This is a genomic window from Photobacterium sanctipauli, assembly GCF_003026495.1.
GTDB classification, from domain to species: domain Bacteria; phylum Pseudomonadota; class Gammaproteobacteria; order Enterobacterales; family Vibrionaceae; genus Photobacterium; species Photobacterium sanctipauli.
In genome coordinates, this window is the sequence record NZ_PYMA01000015.1 from 60,506 (window position 1) to 83,059 (window position 22,554).

Annotated in this window: 16 protein-coding genes; 8 read left to right on the forward strand and 8 right to left on the reverse strand. The window is 48.1% G+C overall.

The genetic code is table 11. The features are described 5' to 3' along the window. Nucleotides 1–39: 39 nt before the first annotated feature. Nucleotides 40–513 carry a Fur family transcriptional regulator gene (locus tag C9I98_RS19635; RefSeq protein ID WP_036823512.1) on the forward strand — a complete coding sequence of 158 codons (474 nt, stop codon included), beginning with the start codon at nt 40–42 and terminating at the stop codon, nt 511–513. Nucleotides 514–532: 19 nt separating this feature from the next. Continuing rightward, nucleotides 533–1,534 carry a CobW family GTP-binding protein gene (locus C9I98_RS19640; protein WP_036823515.1) on the forward strand — a complete coding sequence of 334 codons (1,002 nt, stop codon included), beginning with the start codon at nt 533–535 and terminating at the stop codon, nt 1,532–1,534. Between the two features lie 61 nt (nt 1,535–1,595). Here the strand turns inward: C9I98_RS19640 and C9I98_RS19645 are convergent, their stop codons facing one another. The 5 genes from C9I98_RS19645 to C9I98_RS19665 form a co-directional block, all read right to left on the reverse strand. Next, the gene (locus C9I98_RS19645; protein ID WP_107272386.1) at nt 1,596–2,969 is read right to left on the reverse strand and encodes an MATE family efflux transporter; all 1,374 of its coding nucleotides are present in this window, start codon (nt 2,967–2,969) and stop codon (nt 1,596–1,598) included. A gap of 77 nt (nt 2,970–3,046) precedes the next feature. Next, nucleotides 3,047–5,236 (reverse strand): DUF6351 family protein, encoded by a 2,190-nt coding sequence (locus C9I98_RS19650; RefSeq protein WP_107272387.1) that lies wholly within the window; start codon nt 5,234–5,236, stop codon nt 3,047–3,049. Between the two features lie 124 nt (nt 5,237–5,360). Then, nucleotides 5,361–6,977 (reverse strand): OPT/YSL family transporter, encoded by a 1,617-nt coding sequence (locus C9I98_RS19655; protein WP_107272388.1) that lies wholly within the window; start codon nt 6,975–6,977, stop codon nt 5,361–5,363. Between the two features lie 27 nt (nt 6,978–7,004). Then, a complete protein-coding gene (locus C9I98_RS19660) occupies nt 7,005–7,688 on the reverse strand; it encodes an AroM family protein (protein WP_036825807.1) in 684 nt (227 codons plus the stop codon). Next, nucleotides 7,681–8,625: a DUF1177 domain-containing protein gene (locus tag C9I98_RS19665; protein WP_211318339.1), complete on the reverse strand. Its 945-nt coding sequence runs from the start codon at nt 8,623–8,625 to the stop codon at nt 7,681–7,683. Before C9I98_RS19665 ends, C9I98_RS19660 begins: the two co-directional genes overlap by 8 nt. A 95-nt stretch (nt 8,626–8,720) precedes the next feature. Between C9I98_RS19665 and C9I98_RS19670 the strand changes: the two genes are divergently transcribed. Next, entirely contained in the window at nt 8,721–9,635 is a 915-nt protein-coding gene (locus tag C9I98_RS19670; RefSeq protein ID WP_036828393.1) for a LysR family transcriptional regulator, read from the forward strand. Nucleotides 9,636–9,759: 124 nt separating this feature from the next. Further along, on the forward strand, nt 9,760–11,028 hold the full coding sequence (locus tag C9I98_RS19675; RefSeq protein WP_081878816.1) for an MFS transporter: 1,269 nt from the start codon (nt 9,760–9,762) through the stop codon (nt 11,026–11,028). 9 nt (nt 11,029–11,037) lie between these two features. On the opposite strand, the gene torS is transcribed toward C9I98_RS19675, so the two are convergent. Further along, a complete protein-coding gene (gene torS, locus C9I98_RS19680) occupies nt 11,038–14,016 on the reverse strand; it encodes a TMAO reductase system sensor histidine kinase/response regulator TorS (RefSeq protein WP_036816586.1) in 2,979 nt (992 codons plus the stop codon). A gap of 139 nt (nt 14,017–14,155) precedes the next feature. On the opposite strand from torS, the gene torT reads away from it, so the two are divergent. The 3 genes from torT (at nt 14,156) to C9I98_RS19695 (ending at nt 17,097) form a co-directional block, all read left to right on the forward strand. Next, nucleotides 14,156–15,223, forward strand: coding sequence for a TMAO reductase system periplasmic protein TorT (gene torT / locus C9I98_RS19685; protein WP_036816584.1), 1,068 nt, complete (start codon nt 14,156–14,158; stop codon nt 15,221–15,223). Between the two features lie 218 nt (nt 15,224–15,441). Next, nucleotides 15,442–15,900, forward strand: a complete 459-nt coding sequence (locus tag C9I98_RS19690) for a methylglyoxal synthase (protein ID WP_036816582.1) — start codon at nt 15,442–15,444, stop codon at nt 15,898–15,900. Between the two features lie 213 nt (nt 15,901–16,113). After that, on the forward strand, nt 16,114–17,097 hold the full coding sequence (locus C9I98_RS19695; protein ID WP_036816580.1) for an alcohol dehydrogenase catalytic domain-containing protein: 984 nt from the start codon (nt 16,114–16,116) through the stop codon (nt 17,095–17,097). Between the two features lie 118 nt (nt 17,098–17,215). Here C9I98_RS19695 and helD read toward each other — a convergent pair whose 3' ends face one another. Next, entirely contained in the window at nt 17,216–19,315 is a 2,100-nt protein-coding gene (helD, locus tag C9I98_RS19700) for a DNA helicase IV (protein WP_036816578.1), read from the reverse strand. Between the two features lie 247 nt (nt 19,316–19,562). Here helD and yccS point away from each other — a divergent pair, with 247 nt between their 5' ends. Next, nucleotides 19,563–21,743: a YccS family putative transporter gene (gene yccS / locus C9I98_RS19705; protein ID WP_036816575.1), complete on the forward strand. Its 2,181-nt coding sequence runs from the start codon at nt 19,563–19,565 to the stop codon at nt 21,741–21,743. A 114-nt stretch (nt 21,744–21,857) separates the two neighbouring features. On the opposite strand, the gene C9I98_RS19710 is transcribed toward yccS, so the two are convergent. Continuing rightward, on the reverse strand, nt 21,858–22,547 hold the full coding sequence (locus C9I98_RS19710; RefSeq protein WP_036816572.1) for a zinc metallopeptidase: 690 nt from the start codon (nt 22,545–22,547) through the stop codon (nt 21,858–21,860). Nucleotides 22,548–22,554: the final 7 nt, after the last annotated feature.

Genomic DNA, 22,554 nt, shown 5'->3' on the forward strand with positions numbered 1-22,554 from the left:
TATCCAACCCGCACAAGAGAATGGACTAGCTAGACGCTTATGAACAACCTTGAAGCTATAATCTGTCATGCTGAGGAGCTATGCCGCGACCGCGGGACACGATTAACCACCAAGAGGAAGACTGTACTTTCTGGTCTTATCCACTCTCAGAAGGCACTTTCTGCCTATGAGTTAATTGATATCTGCAAGCAAGAATTTGGAACAACGATTCCTGCGACATCGGTATATCGAATTCTGGAATTTCTGGAATCAGAGCAGTTAGTTCATAAGCTTAACATCAGTAACAAGTATGTGGCTTGTTCGCACATCACCTGTTCCCATGAGCACGGTACCCCTCAATTTCTTATCTGTAATTGCTGTAATAAAGTTAAAGAAATCAATGTGAGTAAATCTGCAATTGGAGAACTGCAAGAAAGTGCCAAACAAGTTGGATTTCAAATCATGAGTCCACAAATAGAGATGAATTGCATTTGTAAAGAGTGCACAGCCGAAGAACAAGAATATAACTCGTAAAGGACACGAGAGGTGAACTATGAACAATACAGCTATCCAGGCCGTACCCACCAATATCATCACTGGATTTCTAGGAGTAGGTAAAACTTCTGCCATACTCCACTTGCTAAAGAGCAAGCCAGACAACGAGCGCTGGGCTGTTTTAGTCAACGAATTTGGCGAAATTGGTGTCGATGGAAGTTTATTTGAAGGCCAGCATACCGAAAATAACGGCGTATTTATTCGTGAAGTCCCTGGCGGCTGTATGTGCTGCGCAGCTGGCTTACCGATGCAAATAGCATTAAACCAGTTACTCAGCCAAGCCAAACCCGACCGCTTACTCATTGAGCCAACAGGCCTTGGACACCCTAAAGAGGTGTTACAGATACTCTCAGCTGACTATTACCAAGAAATTTTGTCACTGCAAAAAACCTTAACGCTCGTCGACGCCAGAAAGCTCTCTGATCCGCAGTACACCAATCATGATACGTTTAATCAGCAAATTACCATTGCTGACACCATCATTGGTAACAAAGTCGATTTATATGATGAGTATGACAAGTTCCAACTGTCTAGTTACATCAAGCAACATGCCAAACCGGACACCGAAATCATTTTAACCCAGCAAGGTCAATTTGACCTCTCAGTGCTGAGCGGCCCAACCTCATGGAAGTTGGAGACCGCGCATCATCATCACCACCATGCCAAGAAAGACAAAGTCATGGCTTCAGATGCTCCGATACCCGAGAGTGGTTTTCTCAAGGCCCAAAACGAAGGGGAAGGCTTTAAAAGTGCTGGATGGCGGTTCTCCCCGGATAAAGTTTTCGACCATAATAAATTGCTTGGCATTCTTACTGGCATCCAAACAGAAAGGTTAAAAGCCGTATTTATTACTGAGTCAGGGGTATTTGGCTACAACCTTACCAATGATGGCATGACTGAATTTGAGCTCGACGATTGTGCCGAAAGTCGCATTGAGATAATTGCAACAGAGCTGAGTGAAACGTTAGAAGATAATTTACTAGCGTGCTTAGTTGAGTAACAACTTTCGTTAAGATATGTGGGGCACTACCAATGCCCCATCATGCAAATGCAAAGACTCATTAACCTTTAATTTCAGCGACTTCGTGCAAATCGTTCGTCGGGCTCTTTTCTGGCAATGGGTTTCGCGTAACAAAGTACAGGCTAAAGCCAATGGTCATTACTTCTGCAAACACGAATGCCGACCAAACGAACTTATCCCCCAGCAACGGTGGCAACATAAATAATCCAACCAACACAAATATCAGCCCACGGAGCAAAGAAAGCACCGAAGATTTAGACGGCTGAGCGAGGGCCTGAAAATAGGTTGAGATAATAATATTGGCCGCCATAAACGGCGCAGACAGGAAGTACCAGCGAACCGCCTCCACTGACATAGCGATTTGAGCAGGATCGTCTGTGATGAACCACTGGACAATTTCGCTAGCAAAAATGGAAACCAGCACGCCGACGGACAGCCCAATACAAACCCCATATTTAAGCCCTAATGAGAAGCTTTGCTTCACCCAAAGGTAGTTACCAGCCCCAAAGTTATAGCTGATTATCGGTTGGCAAGCCTGAGAGATCCCCAGCAGGATGAAAAGCACAAACACGCCTAAGTTGATCGTTAGGCTGTAAGCAATAAGGTGAGCTTCACTGTATTGGTTGAGCAATACAAAGTTAAACACCACAATAGTGATGGTGAGTGCCAACTCGATAAAGAAGTTAGGTGCGCCAATGGAAGACACACGCTGAATCACATCGCGCCTACATCGACTAAAACGCAAGGATAGCTGGGCAGTTTTAGACTTAAAATGCGTTAGCAATATCGCCGTCATCACCCATTGCGCCAACCCGGTTGCCAAGGCAGCACCGCCCATTCCCATGTCCATCCACCAAATAAACACGACATCCAACACGATATTCACTAAGGCACCAGCAACCATTGCCACCATCGCCAATTTGGGATTACCGTCATTACGGATAAAGCTCGATACCACCCAATTAATACTGTAGTTGAGTAAGAATGGCAGCAGGTAAATCAGGTATTCTCGGCTCAGGGTAAATATTGCCCCCTCGGCACCGAAAGCATGCAGTACGCTATCGAGCGTCAGCCAGCTGAGTGCCACCAGCAAGGTGAACACCCCAACAGAAAAAAACAGGGTCTGAGAAAAAATCGCTTGTCCTTTATCGTGGTTTCCCTTGCCAAACTCTATCGACATCCAAGTAGCACCGCCTATCCCAAGCATCATGGCAATGGCTGTAAATACCGAAAAGTATGGGATAACCAGAGATACCGCCCCTAACCCATCGGCACCAACCAATCGCCCTATAAACAAGGTATCAATAAATATAAAGGCGCATTTGATCAGCATTCCCGCAACCGCAGGGATTAAATAACGATGAAAAGTCTGGCTAACAGACCCTTGGTTAAACTCAGTAGATGTGTGGCTCATGGCAATCGAACATTAAGAAATATCAGGCCGCGAGATTGTTGCTAAAACCTGAAAAAATGTCGAGGAAAAACTCGCCATCACCTCAACGACAAGGGCCTACCCATATCGCCAAGCGAATAATCACAAACGCCGTCGGGAAACGTCTGCTTTAACAACGCCACCTTCCCTGTCAAATCAACATTGCCATAAATCCCCTTTTCTATCGCGCTTTCTACCGAGATGGTATGGCATTTGAAGATGCTCCCCTGCCAAGGGCCACCTGCTTTTATTCGACTATTACTGTAGGTTGGGTATTGCTGCATGCACTCGCCATCCGGCTGCCTATTCCATTCGCCATCAAAGACACCCTGGCCTGCTGCCATAACCTCACCTTGGGCATCAAAACAGGTATCGGTTGCCATCTTTGGCTTCGCGTTGAGGACCTTTTGCTGATATGAAAGGTGGCTGGGTTGATTTTTGATAGCCAGCATCCACTTATCCATAACCTCATAACCAAGCGCTATCGGGGTATAGTTTTTATCGGACACCCATACCACATGGTTGCCCGCTTCATGCTGGGATTCCAACATCCTCAGGCGCGTAATAAACGATGCAATGGAATGATGCATGTTCAGTTCGTCTTCAAGGTAATGGCGAATATCAATCGTTGGTAGCGTAAGTTGGCCAATAAAGATCTGACCGTACCGATACGCCCTTTCAATACCGGTAAGATCTGCCGAAAAGCGGCTAGCGGGATTGTCTGTCACATTCGTAATATTGTGGTTGCCCCACAAGGATAACCAAACCGGCGGCAAGCCCGCCGCCAAGCTGAGCTTTTGTTCAGGCTGCATTTTGTTGAACGGCTTCCAGGCCCCGATTTGACGGTTTAAATCAATGAACTCATCAAATAAAATTTGCCCTGCAAGCAAGGCTTCAAGACCGTATTGGACCCCGACGTTATCCCAGGTGGAATTGGCAAAGCCTTGCTTGTCGACACCAAAGACTTGCGCCATTTCCTGCCAGTAATGCCAGTTAACCTGCTCAACCACGGAATCATGATAGAAAGGTTTGATAAACCCTTGTTTCGGGTTATAGATATAACTACTCAGGCCAAAATAGCCATTAATACATTCGTTGTTACCACTTGGAAAATCAGGGAACTGGCCTTGGAGCAACTGGTTCAATGGCTGCAACCAACCAAACTTTTGCTCTGCCCCATTAATTGCTCTTAGCCCTTCTACCGCTTGGCGCTTATTCCAATCTTGCCATTGCTCTTTATCAGCGCGGAAGCTGAAATAGTTATTTAGCAAGTCACAATCAAGGGCATAGGTGCTGACACTGATCATATCGGGGTAGGAATAAAGTGGCATCAGCGCATCCAGTATGCCTTGGCTATTTTGCCCAATGAGGTACTGTGCCAGCCCACCGCCAGAGGCCCCAATCCCGATGGTATACAAAGGCTCACCAAACAAACTGACAAATTGCGTTTTTACCCGCCGCGCAGTATCTTCCGCCAGCAGCATGTTGTAGCCATAACTGGTTTTATTCCCACTCGATGTGATAACAGCGTAGCCCTTTTCCAATTGGTCCAGCTCTTTGTTTATCAACCGGAACAGCTTCAATCGGCCTTGACGAAAACCGATACCCGAGCCGCCTTCAAAGCGGTATATCAAGCGTTGGTTCCAGCTGTTGCTGCTCGTTTGGCTCCCAACCTCATCAATCCCAATTGGCATGGCAATGGTATAGATATACCGATTAATGGTGCCCTGCTCTATTCTCAGCAACAGCTCTCCGGCAGCTGGCGGATTTAGCGCTAGTTCTTGGGCGGTTCTAAGGTGCAATGTTTTATTCCGATCCACCACGACATAAGCAAGCCGTGTAGGCAAAGAACAATCCTTTGAGTAGCCAACCAGGTGCTCTGCCAGCTGTTCTCTGTCAAACTCTTCAAACTCATCGGTATCGTAAACGGGCACACCGAAACCATCTTGGTTGTCCACCAGCGGCTGGCCAAGCTTGGAATCGACAGTCATACAGTAAAAGGGATACAGGTTTTTACCTGAGTAAAGGGATTGGGTCGGCCCAACTTCCCCGACTTGAATGGGAAAAGGGAACGTCTCTTTTGGCCTTGGGGTTTGGCTGATGTGCTGTTTTACATCCAGTAGATAGTTAGGCTGAGGCTCAGCAACTGCTTTGACCTGCCTTGATGCAACCGGGTCTTCAAAGCCCAGTTGCTGCGCGATAAAAAAGATAAGAGCCAGAACAAGTAAGCCGAATATCACCTTTCTCATAGCCTTTAGCCGCCACCCAACGTCATAGTCTTGAGTTTAGCTGAAAGAAATAATCAAGCTATCAAGCCCAACACTCACTACTTAGCAGTGAGTATTGGGTTGAAAGGGTTTTAATCAGTTGATACTACTTCGAACCCAGTTTCAATGTTGAGGTGAAGAAGCTATACAATGCGGAGCCCGATATTGCACCTGCCCCCAATACATACAACTGCTTCTTACCTTTCTCACCGAAGTACTTAACGACAATAAAACGGATCGCCAAACCAACAAAAATCATGATCCCCGCTTTTGGGGACATAATCAGTAATCCGGTTGCGAGTAGAACGCCAATTTGACGAGAGATCCCACCGATGTACTGAATTGCCGCACCAACAATAGCCCATAGTGCCAACATCTTCGCAATGCCACTGTCTGCGCCCGCTTCAATTGTTGCCACATAAACCCGAGCGACAGGTGGCACCAAATCCTGAGCAAAGTAAAACTGGTGAACAAAGGCCACAATTAGAATCGCAATGCCAAAACTAAACAATTCTGCGAAATATTGCTGTTTTCTCCCTGCTAGCTCAAACTCTTGATCCTTTCCTTCTTTACGGATAACCCAGCCCGCTTTTAGATCATAAGCCATATCAGCAAATGCAGGTCCTGTGGCAACTGTAAATGCCACAAGTACACCCAGCGCTTCAGTTGGAAAGCCAATCAGCATACCCAGTACAAGGAAAATTAGACCGGTAGCAAATGAAGGGAACCACCCAGAGTGCATCGCCGCAATACCGACAATCATTTCAGATGCCAAGGCAGCCACAGCGGCAAAAATCAGCCAACCAATCATCATGCCGAAGCTCATATCGGTATAAATACCAGTACCGATGGCAAGCATTAATGCAATAGTCAGATACACACTAAAACCGCTACACATAGCAAGCTTCATCTGTAGCGCAGAACGTGTTGGACGCTGGCTATTGCTCTCATCACCACTCTCGGAGTCATCACGGCGGATCAACTTCAGTATTTGGAACAACGCGACCATACCCGCACCAATCATGATACCGTGAGGAATATAGTGGGCATTAATATCAACACCAAATAACTCGGTTGAATAGCCTCTCAGCAATAGCCCTATACCTAGCGCACTCAACGCAAATACATTTGAAATCCAGGCAATACCCAGCATTTCTGTTGGGATACCGACGCTTTTACCAAGTGCACCGCCAACCATACCCACACCAAGTAACACCGCGCTTTTACCCTTATTCGCCGCTGCTTTCAAAGCTTCAGCCGTCGCAAAACCCGGTGGCCACGCACCTTTCGCGCTGAATAGTTTCGAGTCGAACGAGAAATAGAGAATTGACGCGTCAGTAATTACAGCCAAGGATGCCCCTATCAACATAGGGATCAACATATCTTGCTGCCCCATTAGAAAAGGGATGGCGATAGGCAATAGCAAGCCATTCGCGGCCGAAAATGTCGCGCCAGAAATAGAAGTTTGGACTAAAGTTTGGTTTTCTAAACGCTTAAACCTATTAAAAATTTTAATAGGAATATAGGAAATGATAATTGCCACCAAAGCACCAATAATTGAGGTATTTGGCGTTATTCCTACTCGGGTTATCAATTCCAAGCCAATAATTGCCCCCAATGAAGCAATCAATACATTAAATAACAGTTGCGAAGTTACAAAGAACTTCGGATGTGTATCCGGTGAAGTAGAGACGTCACCGGATGGATAAACTTTCGTGTTCATAGCAATCCTTACTATTATTTCTATCCATTAAGGTCCAAAAAGCGTTCTCACCGTATTAAAAATAATTTCACGTGGGGTAATGGTGCGCTTCCCTGACCATTTTTCAATTTTTTCTCTATGCTCAATCTTATATCCCATACAATCAAGAATAATAAGGTTTCCAGAGAGTTCTTTCGCCTTTACTGCCGCTTGATATAACTGCGCTTCTGCCTGATAAGGAGAGCCAAATACGCTACCTGTATGAAACCCTGCTTCTTCCCAACGTTTTTTAGCATTATCAACCTGTGCCTGTTCAGGGGACATCACAATAAGTGATGTAATGCCCAAGCCTGCAACAAAGTGCTTAATAATATGTTGGGGTGATAATACAACACACCTATCCATTGTTATTGGTGGTAAATCCCCAGTACATAAAATAATAACAACGTCAGGTTTATAGTCCTTTATCCGTGCTACTGCATCAAATAGTCGCGGCTCTAAGTCTGACTCAGAAATACAGACCTGCTCACCATTTGCCATCCGCGATACAAGCAAATCATGCTTTCCCGCAATCGGGTATTTCTTCTCAATATCTCCTCGGGTTAACCCATCAAGCGCCCCTTCTTCAACCCAACGTAGATTCTCGCCTAACAAGGCTTTCATATCTGCATGTATATCAGAACGGGGCGACTGACCAATCGTCACTATCCCAAGTAATGGCGATTTAGCCATTGGCATTACCGCGGGTTTGGAAGTGCTTTTGACTGCCATAAAGGCTTTGCATCAGCTCAAACTCTTTCATATCAACAAAGGTACAAATGCCTTGGCCGAAGTCCCTCGCGACTTCTATCGAGAATCGAGCAGCCTGTTCAATATCCACTTCATGGCTAGCACCAGTTGCACACCCTGCTACAGGGACTGCAGTTGATAGTGCGACGCCAATAACAGGGGCATCAGAAGCAACCGCTGGCTGTAAAATGCTGTTGATATGGTATAGATCGTTACCGTAAGGCGTAATATCTTGAACACTTAGGGGAAATACATTTGCTCTTTCACCAGTGGTTCGCTCAACCACATTAACAACGCTATCACTTACTTTTAAAATATAGCCCTGGCATACTGTTGGGGAAATCGCAATGCCACGGTAATTCATTATACGGTTACCTTTTGTGGTATCGATAGAAATAATGGCATCCATTCTTGGATCAATTTCATATGCCCATGTGTCTTCGAAAGTGATCGGTGAATCCATAAATGGCACTGGATAATGTTCACGTGTTGGGGCATCAGGACAAATATGGGTTGTAACAATAACATCCCCTTTTAAATTATCACCATTATTTGCCATTTTTATTATTTTGGCTGCAGCAGATAACGCCGCTAGTGCACCATCACCATCTGAAACAAAGCTCGTAATATCTGGCCGTGCACCTATTCCGCCCAAGCGACCAATAATACCTAATGTTGGTGCTGACCCACCCAAAAGTTTACCTTCAGAACCAGGAATAACGACTTTAATAAAGTCTGTTTTGCCTTTTTCGGATGTTAGTTGATTAATTTCTATTTGATCGCTGTTAGCGCCAAGAGTACATAAATAGTCTTGTGCGATTCTACCCGATGCATTTGGTGAATCTAATAACTCAAATAAATCCATTACTTGCTTTAACATCAAAACCTCTCCGCTGGTTTAATCACTTTCTAGATAGTAAATAGGTTTATTGATAAGATAAATTGGAATTAGCTATGCATTTATAAGGAAATTTTATGAATATAAGCTCAAGGCAGCTACAAGCATTTCTAGCCGTTGCTCACCATGAAAGCTTTACCGAAGCAGCAGAACAACTTCACCTAACACAACCATCACTCAGTAATCAGATTCGGCAGCTTGAAGCCATGCTTCGCGTTGAATTATTCGAGCGAACAACCCGTAGAGTCGTATTAAGCGATGCCGGACGAGTATTTTTGCCAACCGCAGAGAAAGTACTAAACCGTTTAACAGGTGGTGTTAGCGACATGCATGAGTTCGCGGCAGGCACAATGGGAAAAGTAACTTTTGCGGCCTTGCTGACTGTAGGTGCTAGTCTAGTTCCTGTTGCAATGTTTGAATTCCAGCGGCGTAATCCCAAAATAGTCTTGGAGTACATTGAGGAAAGTGACGAGCCCATTTACCAGCAAGTACTCAATGGTGATCTCGACTTCGGTATTGGTGCACCACCATCTAACCAACAAGATGTTGAATTTATTCCTATCTACAAAGATTACCTACACTTTGTTTGCTCCCCAGAGCATCCGTTAGCTGAGCAGGCAGAGGTTAGTTGGCAGCAAATTGTCCAATATCCGTTCATTGCAATGAAAGGTGGCATGAGTATGCGCCATCTGATGGAAAAAGGTTTCGCACTCACCAACACCCCCTTAAGACCAGTACAGACCGCGACTTACCAATCAACCATCTTAGGCATGGTTGCATGCGGTATCGGTGTCAGTGTGCTTCCATCGTCGTTAAAAATCATGTTTAAACGCAATGATGTCCGTATCATCCCAATCACCGAATCACTTTATAGAGATATTGGTCTGATCATACCGACCAAGAAAGAACTCTCTATTGCCGCAAAAGAGTTCATTAGTGTGTTTAGGCAAGTCGTGGATGACAACAACCAATTACTTCCAAGCTCGGACTGAAGCAAATAAGGGTATACATAGACCATCCCGTGAATTAGCAAACTGACATCAAATCAAACCTTGACTTAAAGTTAACTTTAACTACTAAGCTGTAGCGAAAGTTGGCTATTTACACGGAAATAAAATGAGAAACAAAACCACACCTTACTTATCTGGACGATTTTTCGATGGCATCAGCTCCGGCTTATTCATGATGGCGCTGCCATGGTTGATGCTGAAAACGCCCGATATGGGCACCTTTGTTGCGCTAACGGCCTTGGCATGTACGAGTAACTCATTTCTCTGTACCCCTTTCTTCTCGACACTGATTGATAGGCACTCGAGAAAAGCCATCTTGGTTTGGGTTCAGGTCCTTCAATCGAGCACCGCCGCCGTTGTCGGCATCATTTACCTACTGGGAGTGGGATCGCACTGGGTGCTTGCCTTTTCCCAATTGGTATTTTGGGTATCAAGCAACATTGCATGGAATACCAATAATGCCTTTACCCAAGAAAACTACCGCTCCCATGAATACGCCAAGATCTCGGGCTACCAAGAAGTCGTGATGCAAACCACCACCTTGGGAGCGGGGGCTGTCGGTATCATTTTGCTTGAGCAATGGGGAATATTGGAGTTCGCTGCATTTGCCGCTCTGGCCTCGGGACTCGCGGCGCTAAGCTACGGGCTTACGCCTTACAACCGACAGGTGAAGCCGAGTAGCAAGGTATCGTTTTTCTCGCAGATCAAAGAAAGTAAGGCCATTTTCACCGCAGAACCTGTCTTTTATGGCTTCCTACTGATCTCATGCCTGTCGTATCCGATCCTCACCTATCTTGGTAAGTTGATACCGATTTGGTTTGCCGAGCTGGATGTCTCTGGCAGTTGGGTGGCGCTGTATAACATGGCCTTTGGCTTGGGCTCTTTGGTTACTGGATTGCTTATTTCACGCATTATTGGCCGAATAAGCCATGAGAATATCATGCAATATTCAATGCTGGTGCTGGCATTTATCCTCTTGGCCATGAGCGGCGTTGTTCAACCGCTGTATATCGTGCTACTTACGCTAAGCTTTGGCTTCTTCAACGCACTAAACCGTATTGCCCGCACCAACTGGATGCACCATACCGTTGATATGGCCCAGCGTGGCCGTGTCGATGGTGGATTGGGCATGTTTGCTACCCTTGTCCAAAGCTTAAGCTATGTATTGATTGCCTTTTTGGCTCACTTTGATGCCATCGAATACGGCTTTGTCATCGTTGGTGTTATCGTCCTGTTCGCCAGTATCGGCATGATAGCGATGAGCAAAAAGTTACCGCTTAGCTGTAACCCTAACCAAAAGCCTAAACCTAACCAAGAGCCTAACCTTGACCAGAGCCATCAACAAACTGATTCGGCACTTACCACTCAACACTAGGCCAACGGTTTACTCGCTTGCCTTGAAGCTTGATAACAATGCTTGCTTCGAGGCAGCGAACACCTGCTCAAGTTCATCGCTTGAAAGGTGTGCCACCGAACCTTCTTTTGCTGATTTCTCAAAAGCCAAACAAATTTGGTGTAATTTACTTAGCCCCATCGTGCCAGCCGCACCTTTTAGGGTGTGGGCATAATTGGCAACGTCAGCCAGGCGGCTCTCTGCAATGGCTGCCTGCAACTTCGCAAGTGTTTCTGTTGATGAACTAATGAACAAGTCAATCATCTTGCTGACCATAGCTTCACCCAGTACCTGCATATCGCTCCCCAGTACCTTTTGATCCAGCACCGGCACTGCCTCATTCATTTCCATCGTCTGTTCCTGATTTTGTTTATCTTCAGTTAAAGAAGGTTCGGTTGCCGCGTTTGCTAGTGACTGCTCGAGGGTATCATCACCCACTACGACCCTGTCTTTCCCAGCCAATACACTGCCAATCACTTCAATAAGTTGCTTTTCGACCAAAGGCTTCGGCAAGAAGCCGGCAAACCCTGTCGCCAGGTACAATTCAACTTCTTCACTGAATACATGCGCCGAGAAGGCAACCATCGGTGTCGGTTCATGATCGGCATGCACCGGCGAATTTTTCTCAATGTCCCTCAAGCGCCCCAGCAAGGCGACACCATCCGTATCGGGCAAGTTAATATCCAGCAACGCGGCATCAAATGCTTGCTCGCGGTAGACATGCTCTGCTTGTTTGCCATCCTCGGCCACCACAACACGGTGGCCAAGTCGGTTCAAGAAGCCTTCCGCCACTAAGCTATTTACCGGGTTATCTTCCACCAGCAGAATACGTGCCGACGGAACCGTTGAAGATAATGGCGCTACTTTTTCCGCTACCACGGCTTCGCCCGGCGCCAAGGTCAGGGTAAACCAGAAGCAACTGCCGACATTCGGGGTTGAGGACAGGCCAATTTCACCACCCATCGCTTCCACTATGCGCTTACTGATTGCCAAGCCCAGCCCAGTACCACCGGCGGCTTGTCGACCATCGCTCGATTGGGCAAAGGCATTGAACATACTCTGTTGCTCATCGAGCGGAATACCAATGCCCGAGTCTTCCACTTCAAAATGCAGTCGCCCTTCAACCAGGGCAGACGTACTCACGTGCACCGACACACGGCCTTTCTCGGTGAATTTAATAGCATTACCGACCAAGTTCACCAATACCTGACGAATACGGGTGGCATCGCCAATCCAGTACTCGTTAACATCTGCTTCAATCTCGATGTTCAACTGGATGTGTTTTGCCAAGGCACGGCTTTCCAGCATATTGTGAATATCATTGATCAATACCGGCAACGAAAAGTTACTTGGACGAATATCCAAATGGCCCGCTTCAATCTTGGAGTAATCGAGCACATCATTGAGAATATCCAACAAGGTTTCACCGCTACGGTTGATCACCTCAAGGTATCTCGCCTGCTGATCATTCAACCCCGTATCGGCAAGCAAAGAGGCGGTGCCCAGCACCCCATTCATAGGGGTACGGATTTCATGGCTCATGGTGGCTAAGAAAGCCGACTTCGCCCGGTTCGCCTTTTCAGCTTCTGCTCTGGCCTGGGCGTGATTAATGACCTCTTGATTCAGTTTGCTATTGGCATTTTCAAGCTGGCAGGTTCGCTCGGCAACCAAGTGTTCAAGGCTGCTTTTATGCTGTTGGAGCTCATAGCGAATTTTTGACTCCACTTGTGCCAAGCGATGACGCTCGTAGGCCGTATCGCGTGCGACCATGATCGCCCGCCCCATTTGCGCCAACTCATCATCACCATGGACCGTCAGGCGAATTTCTAAATCCCCCCGAGAGAGTGACAACAATGCCTGGCTGTAATCATTGATCCGGCGGATCACCCGAGCATAAACATAACGCCACATGATCAACACCAGCACCAGCATACCCAGTGCCGAAATAGCTATCAGGCTGTTTCGGGCGATATTCAGGGTTTCATCAACCTTGGTGATTGCCTGCTGAGTGCCCGTATTCGCAGCTTCAATGATGTCATCAACGGTTTGGTTCAACTGTTGGAACAGTGCCAAGTTTTGCTGCTCCATTCGCTCTACCGCACGGCTGGCATGGATCAGCTCTTCATAAGTATTAAAGAACTGGCTATCACGGCGTAAGATCTCGGTTTGAGCCAGCAGCTGCTCCGAGCGACTCGGGTCTTCCACCGATTTCACCCGGTGATTAATGACAGCAACCGAGTAACTAAAGCGCGCTTGCAGGGCTTCTAGACGATTAATGGTGTCCACTTGGTTCATGTCATCAAGCATGTTGATCACTTGCAATGACAAGAAGCGCAACTCGAACAAGCGCTCGGCCAAGTCCATATCGACTTCAACCAAGCTATCTAACGCGTTATAAACCGCAGACTTATTGCCTTGTTCAACCAAATCATAAATGCGGGACACATTGGCGACCGCAATGGTATTCGCATTCGAAACTTGCGACTGGGACAGGGTCTCAATCTGCTCTGCGGCAGCTGTCATCTCATCATTGATGGCATGCACTTGATCGGTCAGGGTCAACTTGCGGCCAACCAGTACACCCAACATCGCAAGGTTATTAACGATATTCTCAACGTCGGTTTCAAGTTGCGCCATGATCGCTGGCTCGAACGAATACTGCTCAAGCGATTGGAGGCTTTGCTTAAGTGCCTCGATATGGATGGTGAGGGACTTCCCTTGCTGCTCGCGCTCTATTTCGTTTTTGGATTTCGCCAGCACCTGAGCGGTGAAAATAATTCGGGTACTAAAATCGGAAAGCTGACGCGCTTCTGCCAACGCAGGGACTGCCGAATTGATAACGGTGCGCTCTGTTTTAGCAACAAGCGAAAAACCAGCAACACCAATCACAACCGCAATAATCATTAATCCGGCCATCATGGAAAAGGCAATTAATAACTTTTGCCCAATACCACTTGGAGTAAATGTCATACTAAAAACCACGAAGAAAAAGAATAAACAGCGAAAGCATCACTATTTTGCCAGCCAAAATAGTAATAGTGGTATTATACCCTTTCCATCAACGTCATGCCCGTTGATGCGAGAAAACTCATGAATTTGGTAAAGCGCAATGACAAAAAAATGGTTAATTTCTCTATTGATGCTAATGGGTGTCGCCCATTCGGCACAAGCGGTGGAAGTGATCACCTTTTCACCTCCGTTTGCAAGCAACAAGCAAGCAACCGCAATAGATTACCAACCACTAACCAGCGCCTCTAAGGCATGGAAGCTCTGTGCGGTTTACCCCCACCTGAAAGACTCTTATTGGCTTTCGGTCAACTACGGCATGGTCAACCATGCCAAAGCGCTGGGTGTTCAGTTAAAGGTACTGGAAGCCGGCGGTTATCCAAACCTCGATAAACAACGCAGCCAGCTGCTGGACTGTAAGCAATGGGGAGCCGATGCCATTATCCTGGGCACCGTCGACAGCCAAGCCCATGACGGCCAGCTGACCGAGCTAACCGGCGATATTCCGGTCTTCGCGACGGTAAACAAGTTGGAAATGCGCAGCGACGACAGCAAAAAGAACATTGTTGCCCGGGTTGGTATCGACTGGTATCAAATGGGCTACATTACCGGCGAGCACTTGGCAAACCTTGAGCAAGACAACGGCGATACCGTAAACGTTGCCCTATTGCCTGGCCCCCGACAGCGTGGCGGCACCAAACCTATGGTACAAGGCTTTCTCGACGCGGTAGCGAATAAAAATATTGAGGTCATCGACACCCTATGGGCAGACAACAGCAAGGAGCTGCAACGCAACTTGCTACAACAACTTTTCGCCAACGGTCGCCAAGTCGACTATATCGTTGGTAGTGCCGTCGCGGCGGAAGTGTGCATCAGTGAACTCAGAGCCAACAACATGACGGATGATGTCGACATCTTATCGACCTACCTGAGTCATGGCGTATACCGAGGCTTGCTTCGTAACAAAATACTCTTTTCCCCCACCGATAAAATGGCGCAGCAAGCCATGCTTTCGGTCGATCAAGCAGTCAGGTACCTCGAAGGCAAACCGCTGCAGCGCGACTTATCACCCAAGGTCGAGGGCTTAACCCCAGGCTGGTTGCCAGAAGAGGCCATTGCCGAATCGTTATCATCAGCAGAGTTTCGCCCGGTATTTGGCGTAACACCGTAATGTTGGCGGCGTTGCTGGGGCCAATTATTCAACTGCGCTCTTAGCAAACACATAAAAAGTGATAGCTACCTTTGATTTCAAACAATTAGGATGTACATCATTGCTAGGCTCTGGTAGTTATATACAGATTCATAATTAAGGTTTGGTAAATGGCTTGAAGTTGCCCTATACCTCGCCGTATATTCAGTTGGTCATTTCGTATCTTTGTGGAGTCATAGATGCACGTAACAACCCGTACAATGGAAACTAACAAACACATCGCTCTTGTTGCTCATGACAATTGCAAGGATCACCTACTACGCTGGGTTATCGAGCACAAAGAAAAGCTAGCCAACCACACGCTATATGCAACGGGCACAACGGGTCACATGATTGCGCGTGAATCTGGCCTTGAGGTGAACTGCCTGCTAAGCGGCCCGATGGGTGGCGATCAGCAATTAGGTGCGCTAATTTCAGAAGGTAAAGTCGATATGATGATTTTCTTCTGGGATCCACTCAATGCCGTACCGCATGATCCTGATGTAAAAGCACTGCTTCGTATTTCTGCAGTATGGAATATTCCAGTTGCCACCAACCGTGCTAGCGCGAACTTCATGATTTCTTCGCCAAAGCTGGCGGAAGAAGTGGAAATTGAAATTCCTGATTACGATGCTTACCTAACCGAGCGCTTAGGTTAATATCAGTAAAATTTCACAAAAGCCTGCAATTGTTAGCAATTGCAGGCTTTTTTATATTCCGCCTTTCAGTCTGCGTGTCTTATCTTCGGCCTCATATCGCCAAGCAACTCAAAAATAAGGTTTTCATAATACTGGCTCAATTTCGTTTCGCCCGACTTTGCCATTTATGGTTTATGTTTAAAGACATAACAAAAAGACAGAATGTGGTGGCCAATGAAAGCATGGAAACTAACCAAGCCAGAAGGACCTGAGTGCCTTAAACTACAAACAGCCGCAAAGCCGACACCTGCCAGTGATGAGGTTTGTATCCAGGTTAAGGCGGCAGGTCTTAACCCTATCGACTTTAAGCTGACCAGTTGGGGCTATGCCACTTGGCAATACCCGCAAATCATCGGGCTGGATATTGCCGGCGTGGTATCGTTCGTTGGCAAAGATGTTCATAACTTCCAGCCGGGAGACCGGGTAATGTGCTTTGTCGATCCCCGTCATGCCGGTGGCTTTGCCAACTATGCAACCTCCAAAGCCTATGCCCTTACCCGTATTCCCGATAACGTCAGCTTCACCGATGCCGCAGCCCTACCCTGTGCGGGATACACTGCTTGGCAAGCTGTCCACGATAAGCTAAGGCTCACCAATGGGCTCAGTGTCGCCATTACGGGTGCCGGCGGCGGTGTTGGAGGCTATGCAGTACAACTTGCCAAACTTGCTGGCGCACATGTTTACGCTATCGCAGAAGCACAGCACCATCCCCGTTTACTGGACTATGGTATCGACGATGTGATTGACCCCAGCACCGAAAACACCGCGATGCGCCTTATCGAAATGACAGAAGACCGCTTGGTGCATGGCGTCATCGATTGTATTTCGGCTAAATCCGGCAGTATCATGAGTGCCTTGATCCAGTACAACGGCCAAATTGTGATGGTTGCCGATCAATTCAACCAAGTACCGCTGCTGGCAACAACCAAGGCATTGAGTATTCATGAAGTGGCTATCCACGGTACTTATGCCCACGGCCATCAAGAACATATCCAACACCTTGCCAGCATTGGCCAGTCACTGGTTAACCTTGTCAGCGAAGGCAAGCTCGATGCGATGGTCGATAAGGTTTTTGCCTTTGAAGAATTGGATAAGGGATTGGCTTACCTACAAAGCCAGCAGCACAGCGGCAAGGTTGTGGTGAGCCTAGATGATTAACAAGGTATAAGGCGATTAACCAGTCTTTAGAAAATTATCAAATCATAAAAAAGCGAGTTGCTCTTTACGAGCAACTCGCTGGATCTTGCGATATTGTTTTGCAGGTGATCTAAAACACCTATTTCTTGCCTTTTTTGTCCGTGGTTTTAATCCGCTTGATTTTGTTCACCACCGGATACTTCTCATCAATCAGTTCATTCACGAAGGAGGAAGTTTTTTCCGGATCGGCGCAGACCCAAACATGTTTCTTCGCGCGGGTTAAACCCACATAGAACAAACGGCGTTCTTCCGCATCGGCGAATTGCTCGTTGCGAGCCTGGAGGCACGCCGCCAAACCGGTATCACGGTCGGTTGCCGGGAACACGCCCTTGTTCACATCTAAAATGAACACAAAGTCGGCTTCTCGCCCCTTACTGGCATGGCAAGTCATAAACTGCAGCCCCAAATGAGGCCATCGCTCTTGCCATTGCTTAAGGGCTTCCGGACGCTGGTTATTGTTGCGGCCAAGCAATAATACCGATACTTGGTCTTTTTGCTGCGAGGCAAGCTGTGCCAACTCTTGGTCAATCAAATCTTGGCAAAGCAAAGTAACGGCCTTGCGCTTCTGCTTCTTATGGCTCGCCAAGTCTTTTTTAATTTGATTAGGGTTTTGTTGAATAAACGTGTTGGCAACATCACCGATCATGCTGTTAAAGCGATACGTTGTACCTAGCTCAGTAATATGACTGGCACCAAAGCGGGATTCAAACCCGGTGGTTAGGTTCACATCGGCCCCCGCGAAACGGTAGATTGCCTGCCAATCATCGCCCACGGCAAACAAGGTTGGCCGTGCTTCCTGTTGCTTGGAGTGGCACAGCGCCTCAATCAATGCCAAGCGATGCGGCGAAATATCTTGGTATTCATCCACCATGATAAAACGCCAAGCAGGGGCATATTTGCCGTCTTTCACATATTCGGTTGCTCGCTGGATCATGCTGTTGAAATCAATTTGCTTGCTTGATTTCAAGTGCTGCTCATACGCTCGGTAGCATGGCCACAATAACCCAAGCTCGCTTTTCATTCGTGCTTTAGCGCTGTCATTGCTGTGCTGCTCGATACTCTCGCTCAATTGCGACTTGTTCGCGCCCCGTTGGCCAATCAGCTCGATATGACGCCAGATCCAATTGATAAGCTGCTCGCTGCGTGCCTGCTTTTCCATCGAGTTTTCGGCTTTAAAGCCAGGAATACGCCATTGGATGAGGTGTTTTTGCCAACGCTTGGCTGATGCGGCGTTCTCCCATTGTTCAGTTAGCATGGACGCCATCCACTCGACCCGTGCCTTCTCATCAATGGTCACAGGCGACACACTTGGCATCGAGCCTTCTACGGCCTGAATGATCTGGGTCCCCAAGCTATGAAAAGTGGCCACCTTAATTTGGTCGCTGACTTTCTTGCCCAAGCGCTCGCTCATCTCTTCAGCCGCCTTCCTGCCGAAGGCCAACATCAAGATTTGCTCTGGCTGGGCAATCTGATTGGCAATCAAGTATCCGGCACGGGCAACCAACACACTGGTTTTACCGGTCCCTGCCCCAGCCAATACCAAATTGTGGTCTTGGTTGATCAGCACTGCCTCGCGCTGAGACGGGTTGAGTGGTGATGATTCAAAGGCATCAAACCACGAAGACCACTTTTCCGCCTCGGCAGAGAGCCATTTGTCGTTGGTTTCTTTAACCCAGTCCTCGTTTCCTTCAAGCCAAGGCTCAACTTTCTCTAGCGCCAACGGCCTGAACGAAGATGCCAGCTCCAGGGTCAGCCCCGTTGATGCCAGCGACTGGTCAAGAAAGTGATGCAGCTGGGTATGATCAGACTGGCGCAAATAGCCCTTCTGATTGGTATAAGTATCAATGTGCGTGAGCATGGCTGGCAACGCGGTGTCGAGCTTTTCCACTCGCCCTTGCGCCCATTGACGGTATGATTCGAGTAGGTAGTTGGCGAACGCCTTGCATTGCACCCACGGCAGGCCGTGTACAGTCCAGCAATATTCCTGATCAGCCGAGCTAATTTCAAAACTTCCCCAAAGTACCCCGCGATGTACGGCTATCGCACCGTCCCACTCATCAAACGGTATTTCTTCAGTTTCAAGCTGACTATCTAGAATTAGGCAATTTTCACCTAACGCAATACTGCAATAGTCACCTTGGGAAAGCCATCGGGCTAACCACCCAGCTGTTAAACGCATCCTGTCACCAAACTCTTCTTGTTGTTACACGGTAAGATTACCAAGAACTCACAGTACACCATAGCGTAACACGAAAATTTTCCGTCAATTCTATGCTAAAAATCACGACTGACATGCATAGTAAATTATCTCATTCACAGCCAAAACAACCTGAACCATAGGGAATACTGATTTTTTGTAGGGATTTATACCCATTAGTTGCCTAACTTTGCTATCTTTACCGCTTCACCGAACAGATTGATACAAAATGCAAACCAGCCGCCTTAAATTAACTTTACGCCGCTATTGGGCAAACGACCGCATTAACTTTAGCATTCGTGTGTTTATTGCCCTAGTTGGCGTCGCCTTGCCATGTTGGTACTTCGATGCAAAGTCCGAAGTAACCCCACTTGTACTCGGGATCATTGCTTCAGCACTGGCTGAAACCGACGACAACCTCAGCGGGCGGATCAAAGCCTTCATCACCACGCTGGTGTGCTTTTTCGTCGCCGCCATTTCGATTGAGCTGCTTTTCCCCTACCCAACGCTATTTGCTGTCGGGCTATTCAGCTCAACCTTTGGCTTTATCATGCTTGGCGCCATGGGGGCACGCTATGCCAGTATCGCCTTTGCATCGCTATTATTGGCGGTCTACACCATGCTCGGTGCAGCCGAAAGCCCAAACTTGTGGTACCAACCAACACTCTTGCTTGGCGGTGCCACTTGGTACGGGTTGCTGTCGCTAACATGGCAAGCCATTTGGCCCAACCAACCGGTACAACAAAGCCTCGCGGCGGTGTTCTCAGAATTTGCCCACTACCTCGATTGCAAAAGCAAACTGTTCGAACCGGTATCAAACCTTGTACCGCAGCCCCTTCGCCTGGAAGCCGCAGGCAAGAATGCCCGTGTTGTTACCGCGTTGAATAATGCCAAAGCGACCCTGCTTCACCGCGCCCGCCGGGGCCACCCAAACGAGACTGGCGACAAGTTTTTAAAAATTTACTTTCTTGCCCAAGATATTCACGAGCGAGCAAGTTCATCGCATTCGCGCTACCAAGATTTGGCTGCCGAATTCCAGCGCAGCGACGTTCTGTTCCGTTTTCAGCGTTTGCTTGCTAGGCAAGCCCAGGCGTGCCGTGAAATCTCCCACGCCATCGCAATGGGCAAGCCCTACCATCATGGTGAAACCAGTGTTCGCGCCCTTGATGAGTTGCAAGAGTCATTGCTATACCTGAAAAATCAAAGCAAGCCTGAATGGCGCACTTATCTGGCACAACTCGACTACCTGTTTAATAACCTAGCGACCGTTGAGCGCCAATTATCAAATGTCAGTAATCCCGATGTGGCCCAAACCGGTAACGATACCGAGCTGGCAGACAACGAAGCCCGTAGCATGAAAGAACGCTGGCAGCGTATTACCAGCCAGTTCACACCGAACTCCATGCTGTTCCGTCATGCCCTACGCATGGCTATTGCCCTTACCGTGGGCTATGGCTGCATCCTGGCGCTGGATTTAGAGCGCGGGTATTGGATATTGCTCACCACCTTGTTTGTTTGCCAACCAAACTACAGTGCGACACGCCAAAAGCTGGTGCAACGGGTGATCGGGACATTGGCCGGCCTGCTCGTCGGTATGCCACTGCTCTACCTGTTCCCTGGGCTAGACGGTCAAATGGTGCTGATGGTGTTGGCTGGCGTGCTGTTCTTCTCGTTCCGTACCGCCCACTATGGGGTTGCCACCTTCTTCATCACCTTGTTGGTGCTGTTCTGCTTCAACCAATTAGGCGAAGGCTTTGCGGTGATCTTGCCTCGCCTTGGCGATACCTTGCTGGGCTGTTTACTCGCGGTGCTAGCAGTAAGCTTTATCCTGCCGGATTGGGAAGCCAAGCGCCTGCATAAGGTAATGGCTTCTGCCGTTCAAACCAACCGCGATTACCTTGGGCAGATCATCGGCCAGTACCGGATCGGTAAGAAAGACAGCCTAAACTACCGTATCGCCCGTCGCGATGCCCACAATACCGATGCGCAGCTAAGCACAGCCATCAGTAATATGCTGGCAGAGCCGGGGCGCTACCGTATGGCCACCAACGAGAGCTTCCGCTTCCTGACGTTGAACCATGCCATGCTGAGCTATATTTCGGCATTGGGCGCGCACCGTACCCGTTTGGAAGACGAGCGCACTCACCAGCTGGTCGCGCAGGCACACCGCCAAATCCATGCCCACCTAGATTGTTTGGCAGAGCAGCTGGATGGCAACCTGTGTGCCCAAGCCCCAGCCTCAGATAGCGAATTAGAGCAGCGGGTATCACAGTGGCGAGATGAAGACTGCACGTCAATCCGCATGGTGCTGCAGCAACTGCATCTCATCCAGCGCATGCTGCCGGAAATGCACTCGCTTGCGAATAAGCTGGCGGCAAGAACCAATGAGGGATCGGAGGCGACGGCTTAGGCTTGAAGCCTAAACGACAGGAAAAGTGATTTGAAGAGCTAGCGCAGGCGCCAAGTTGATACCACGCCTGCTCAATGACATAGCACTCGCTAAACCTCTGGCATCAAGCAGCCATTACCGACGGAGCACTGCGATCCATCGCCCCAAGTTTAACAAGCTGGTCAGCGAGGCAGCGACATAGGTCAGCGCTGCTGCCTTGAGTATTTTCTCCGCATGCTCCAGATCACCATCGTAAAGGTAGCCGCCTTTCTGCAGGATCGGCAGCGCCTTGCCATAACTGGCATCGAACTCAACCGGAAGAGTCACCAGGTGCACCAGGGTGCTTAATGCCATTGAAACAACACCAATCATTATCGTTATTGCTCCCGCTTGCGGCAGGCGGGTTAGCATTAGGACAAGCGGAGCAGCCACTAGCATCATTCCGGCAATACGCTCGCCGACCATGGCAGTCTTTACGAGTTTCTGCCGCGCCATGAACAAGGACTCTCCACGTGAATCCTGAATGGCATGCCCCACTTCATGGGCGGCCACAGTCACTGCCGTCAGCGAGTATCCTGAGAAGTTGTCCGGCGTCAGACGCACAGCCTTAGCGACCGGATCATAGTGATCACCAGCAGAGGTCTCCTCTACCTCGACGTTACCTAAGCCGAAGCTGTCTAGCAGGTGGCGAGCAAGTTCACCACCACTTCCCTGCTTGCGGTAGCGATCTGCCGGCTGTCTGTACTTTTCCATCACATGCTTGACCCACAGGCCCGGCAGGAAGACGCATATCGCGATTATGAGTAATATGATTATCCAGAACATTTAAATC

Coding starts and splice junctions, on each gene's coding strand:
- C9I98_RS19640 (WP_036823515.1), top strand. CDS start 533: ATGAACAATACAGCTATCCAGGCCGTACCCACCAATATCATCACTGGA.
- C9I98_RS19655 (WP_107272388.1), bottom strand. CDS start 6,977: ATGAACACGAAAGTTTATCCATCCGGTGACGTCTCTACTTCACCGGAT.
- yccS (WP_036816575.1), top strand. CDS start 19,563: ATGCAAACCAGCCGCCTTAAATTAACTTTACGCCGCTATTGGGCAAAC.
- torS (WP_036816586.1), bottom strand. CDS start 14,016: ATGACATTTACTCCAAGTGGTATTGGGCAAAAGTTATTAATTGCCTTT.
- C9I98_RS19660 (WP_036825807.1), bottom strand. CDS start 7,688: ATGGCTAAATCGCCATTACTTGGGATAGTGACGATTGGTCAGTCGCCC.
- C9I98_RS19635 (WP_036823512.1), top strand. CDS start 40: ATGAACAACCTTGAAGCTATAATCTGTCATGCTGAGGAGCTATGCCGC.
- C9I98_RS19650 (WP_107272387.1), bottom strand. CDS start 5,236: ATGAGAAAGGTGATATTCGGCTTACTTGTTCTGGCTCTTATCTTTTTT.
- torT (WP_036816584.1), top strand. CDS start 14,156: ATGACAAAAAAATGGTTAATTTCTCTATTGATGCTAATGGGTGTCGCC.
- C9I98_RS19670 (WP_036828393.1), top strand. CDS start 8,721: ATGAATATAAGCTCAAGGCAGCTACAAGCATTTCTAGCCGTTGCTCAC.
- C9I98_RS19710 (WP_036816572.1), bottom strand. CDS start 22,547: ATGTTCTGGATAATCATATTACTCATAATCGCGATATGCGTCTTCCTG.
- C9I98_RS19645 (WP_107272386.1), bottom strand. CDS start 2,969: ATGAGCCACACATCTACTGAGTTTAACCAAGGGTCTGTTAGCCAGACT.
- C9I98_RS19690 (WP_036816582.1), top strand. CDS start 15,442: ATGCACGTAACAACCCGTACAATGGAAACTAACAAACACATCGCTCTT.
- C9I98_RS19695 (WP_036816580.1), top strand. CDS start 16,114: ATGAAAGCATGGAAACTAACCAAGCCAGAAGGACCTGAGTGCCTTAAA.
- helD (WP_036816578.1), bottom strand. CDS start 19,315: ATGCGTTTAACAGCTGGGTGGTTAGCCCGATGGCTTTCCCAAGGTGAC.
- C9I98_RS19675 (WP_081878816.1), top strand. CDS start 9,760: ATGAGAAACAAAACCACACCTTACTTATCTGGACGATTTTTCGATGGC.
- C9I98_RS19665 (WP_211318339.1), bottom strand. CDS start 8,625: ATGTTAAAGCAAGTAATGGATTTATTTGAGTTATTAGATTCACCAAAT.